The sequence below is a fragment of the Terriglobus sp. YAF25 genome (genome assembly GCF_052113305.1).
GTDB lineage: Bacteria > Acidobacteriota > Terriglobia > Terriglobales > Acidobacteriaceae > Terriglobus.
Window position 1 is genome coordinate 1 of the sequence record NZ_JBFRCY010000582.1, and the last position, 3,032, is coordinate 3,032.

The 3,032-nt window shown below is 56.0% G+C and carries 3 protein-coding genes; all 3 read right to left on the minus strand.

Annotated elements, in window-relative coordinates; all coding sequences use genetic code 11:
* A partial coding sequence (locus AB4043_RS20505; protein ID WP_442307936.1) for an SMP-30/gluconolactonase/LRE family protein occupies nucleotides 1-1,044 on the minus strand: 1,044 nt, incomplete at its 3' end.
* Nucleotides 1,037-1,444 (minus strand): hypothetical protein, encoded by a 408-nt coding sequence (locus tag AB4043_RS20510; RefSeq protein ID WP_442298978.1) that lies wholly within the window; start codon nucleotides 1,442-1,444, stop codon nucleotides 1,037-1,039. The genes AB4043_RS20510 and AB4043_RS20505, both read right to left, overlap by 8 nt.
* Before the next feature lie 119 nt (nucleotides 1,445-1,563).
* A partial coding sequence (locus tag AB4043_RS20515) for an outer membrane protein assembly factor BamB family protein (RefSeq protein WP_442307937.1) occupies nucleotides 1,564-3,032 on the minus strand: 1,469 nt, incomplete at its 5' end.

The window sequence follows — 3,032 nt, forward strand, 5'->3', positions numbered from 1 at the left end:
GTACAGCGTCCTGCCATCGTCAGCCCATGCCAGGTTTGCGGCTACTTCCGGCAGCTTAATTTGCCCAAGCACTTTTCCCGAAGGCGATATCACTCGGATGCCACCCGGACCTGAGGTCCATAGGTTATCCGCGGAATCAAGCTTCAAGCCGTCGGGGACATCAGGCGCGCTGCCGGGATACTCAATAAATCTGGTCCCATTTGAGACGCTGCCATCTGCTGCAACCTTGTATTTCTCGACAAACATCTCAGGGCCTGAATTGGAAACATACAGGGTCTTCCCGTCCCTAGTTAAGCCAATCCCGTTCGGTCGACTTAAATCCCTTATGGGAGCCGTGAGCTTGCCGTTGGCATATCGAAACACGCCATTGAACTTCAACTCTTTAGTAGGGTCACTGTCCTGGCGATCAAGCCCGTAGGGCGGATCGGTGAACCATAACGCACCATCCGGTGCGAAGACCAGGTCGTTCGGACTGTTGAATCTCTTCCCTTCGAACCGGTCGAGGAACGTGGAAGGCTTCAGGTGCTCATCAAGGCGCACGATCCTTCGAGCTCCGTGCTGGGTCATGAGCACGCTGCCATCCTTGTTGGTCGCGATACCGTTCGAACCTTTGAATCCCCCGTCAGGGCGAACATTTTCGACACCACCCGAGTGGTCCATCAAGAGGGTCGGATTTCCGTCCGGCGTAAGTGCGTACATCTTGTTTCCCTTAACGTCGGAGAACAACAAACGCCCTGACTGCCACATTGGGCCTTCGGCAAAGGTGAAGCCGCTGGCAACCTTCTCGATTTTTGTTCCCGGAGCGATCAGAGCATCCAAACCAGGATCGAACCGAATGATTTCCCCTCCGCTTGCAATCGCAGGAGCCGAAAGGCGTTTGCCTGCATCCCGCGGAGTTTGCCCCACTATCAACCCGGATAAGGCGAGGCTTGCAACACCAGCAACAATCGATCTCAAACTCAGATGCATTATGCTCTCCGTTTTGATGACTTCCTTAACTTCGGCAGACGCCTGTGTCCTTTCACAAACCAGGCCGCTAGGCATTATCCGTTAGCAATACAAGATAGTCCCGATTAGTCACCGTGTTTTCGATGAGGGGCCATACGCGTGCGTGCACGTCGGAAGCTATCCAGCGCTGCCGCAGCTCTTCGCTTCTGTATGTCAGCTGAAAGCGGTAATTGATGTTCGATGCGGGCGCTGGGCGCCCTTGAACCACCTTGCGGAGCTTCACGATCTTGACGTCGATGTATCCTTCGAACTTTTCTGCCGCGGGTTTGAACTGGGTATGAAACTGATGCAACATCTCCTGTTCGCGCGCGGGATCGATCGCGAGATCGCAGTACAGAACAATCGCCTTCTGAACTTGCTGTTTAGAGGGCTCGGCCACCGCGATGCCTGTGGAAATAAGCGGCCGCGCGATGCCGAGTAAAGCTGAAAACTTCAACAACGATCTTCTATTCATACGTCTCTCCCAGTTCAAAGCTAAAACTCCCGGCTGCTGCCCTTTCTCCGAACCTGCCCCGACGAAGCAAATCAACAGTCATAACGCTCCTGCTTCTCCATTCACCTGCCGGGTGTTTTCGGTTCCGCAGGAGACGTCAGCAGCCCAAAATAGCGCGAGAGGTAGTCACGGACTCTGCCGGCTTTTGCATCATCCCCCTGCGCACCGCGGGACCGCATGTCCTGAATGAGGTCTCTCCATCCATCCGGCGAACGACGATTTGCCACTGCGGTGCTAACGCCATGACACTGGCCGCACATGGAGATCACATCCTCTCTTCCCTCGCCAGCGGGCAAGATCGGCTCAGCTCCCGTACCGAGTGACGACGGCCCAGCAGCAGCAAACTGGTTCCCAACACCTGGTGGGCGAGGCGCAGGTACTGGCGCATACTGAGCAAGATCGATCGCACTCTCGCCAGCCTTTGGCAGCGCATACGCTATCAGGATCGCGTGATAGCTCAAAAAACGGCCGGGCATACCGATGGTGCCGGGGCCGCCATCGGGAACGACCACATATTGACGACCGCTCTTACCTTGAAAAGTGAGAGGAGTTGAAACTGCGGGAGCTGGCAACGTGGCCGTCCAGACTTCCTTCCCCGTGTGTGAATCAAAAGCATGGAAGCGCGAATCCACTGTGGCTCCAATGAAGACCAACCCTCCTGCAGTGGCTATCGATCCACCCAGGTTAGGGGTACCGGTGCTCTTGCCTGCCGCACCAAAATCATCCGAAACGCCAAGGGGCGAGCGCCATGCGATGTCTCCGGTGTTCGCATTCACGGCAATGATTTCGCCCCACGGAGGACGAACGCACGGCCATCCCTTCGTATCATTGAAGCGTCCGTAAGCCCCTTGCAGCTTATAGCCGCCTGCACCATCAGGAACCATCCGGCTGGTGGTAGGCATATTCGACACATTGACGAAGAAGTAGCCGAGATGAGGATCGGTGGAGACGCCACCCCAATTCCCGCCGCCCGATGTCCCCGGCGCGAAAACCGTGGTGCCCTTCGTGCTGACCGGGGTATAAGGACCATCATTGTGCATCTGCTGCTTATCCCACGATGCGGCGCAGTAATCATGAGCTTCAGGAGTAACGGTGGTGATGTCATCCCGGCTTATTCGCATTCTCGCGAGAGGCTCCGGCTTGAGCGGAAACGGCTGAGTCGGTGAACTATGTTCTCCGGGAACATCGCTTTGAGGGATCGGACGCTCCTCCTCTCCGAACACAGGCTTGCCGGTACGCCGATCAAGGATGAATGCGATTCCCGATTTCGGCACCTCCACCAACGCGGGAATGACTTGTCCATTTCGGTGTATGTCAATCAGGCTTGGCGCAGCAGCCGCATCGACATCTGTAATGTCGTGATGCGTCATCTGGTAAAACCATTTCAACTTTCCGGTATTGGCGTCGAGCGCAATGATTGAGTTCGCATAGTAGTTATTTCCGGGGCGATCAATCCCGTTGTAACTGTCGTCGGGATTTCCAATCGGGATGAACACGAGGCCGGTTGCCGGATCCACCGTCGCACCACCCC